Source organism: Cupriavidus sp. 01L46 (assembly GCF_056399905.1).
Genome location: NZ_JBFTSF010000605.1, coordinates 1 through 1,243, shown reverse-complemented (window position 1 = coordinate 1,243; position 1,243 = coordinate 1). Strand labels below are relative to the sequence as shown.

At 66.7% G+C, this 1,243-nt stretch carries 1 protein-coding gene; it reads right to left on the bottom strand.

Features of this window, described 5'->3' with window-relative positions; all coding sequences use genetic code 11:
• Positions 1–1,243: hypothetical protein (locus tag AC1DS3_RS38790; RefSeq protein ID WP_477129381.1), on the bottom strand; the 1,243-nt coding region annotated here is incomplete at both ends.

Sequence of the window (1,243 nt, the reverse complement as noted above, 5' to 3'; positions counted from 1 at the left end):
TAGTAGTGCCGCTGAGGTTGCCTTCGGCGTCCCTCTCCGTGGCGCGTGCCGTCAGCGTAAAGTTTGCATCACTGGTCGGCGTGATGGTCAGGCTCGATAGGGTCCAGCCGCTCAGATCGATGGCGTCCCCCGTTCCGATCGAAGTGTGAGTATGGCCATGCCCATCGCTCAACACCGCATTGGCCGGCGCGCCGCTGATCGTCAACGTGTTCTGGAGGTTGGCATCGCCCGTCAGGTTCGTGATCGTCACGCCGAGACCGCCCAGCGCGATTGCCGCGCCCTCGACGCCGATGGCGGTAGCTGCCCAGGACAGCGTCGGTGCCAGCGGGTTGACCGTCACCGCTTCGGTCGCTGTGGTGGCGCCGCTGAGATTGCCTTCGGCGTCCCTCTCGGTAGCCCGTGCCGTCAGCGTAAAGTTCGCATCGCTGGTTGGCGTGATGGTCAGGCTCGACAGAGTCCAGCCGTTCAGATCAATGATGTCTCCCGTGCCGATCGAAGTGTGAGCATGGCCGTGCCCGTCGCTCAACACCGCATTGATCGGCGCGCCGCTGATCGTTAACGTGTTCTGGAGGTTGGCATCGCCCGTCAGGTTCGCGATCGTTAAACCGAGACCGCCCAGCGCGATCGCCGTGCCCTCGACGCCGACGGCGGTTGCCGACCAGGACAGCGTCGGCGCCAGCGGGTTGACCATCACCGCCTCGGTGGCAGTGGTGGTGGTACTGAGGTTGCCCTCGCCGTCGGCAGTGGTGGCCGCCATGCTCAGCGTGAAGTTGGCGTCGCTGGTTGGTGTGATCGTCAGTGAGCCTAGCGTCCAGCCATGGACATCGACCGCAGTGTGGCCGGCCGAAGCGGTGAAGCTGTGGCTGCCATCGCTCAACGTGGCCCCGACCGGGATCGCGCTGACCACCAGCGAGGCCAGGCTATTGCTGTCGCCAGCCAGGCCATTGACCGTGGCGCCCAGGTTCAGCGCGATCGCCGCGCCCTCGACCCCGCTCTCGGCCACCGGCGCCAGGCTCGGYGCCAGCGGGTTGACCGTCACCATCTCGGTCGCCGTGGTGGTGGTGCTGAGGTTGCCCTCGCCGTCGGTGGCGGTCGCCGCCACGCTCAGCGTGAAGTTCGCGTCGTTGGTCGGCGTGATGGTCAGGCTCGACAGGGTCCAGCCATGGACATCGACCGCGGTGTGGCCGGCCGAAGCGGTGAAGCTGTGGCTGCCGTCGCTCAACGTGGCCCCCAGCGGGATCGC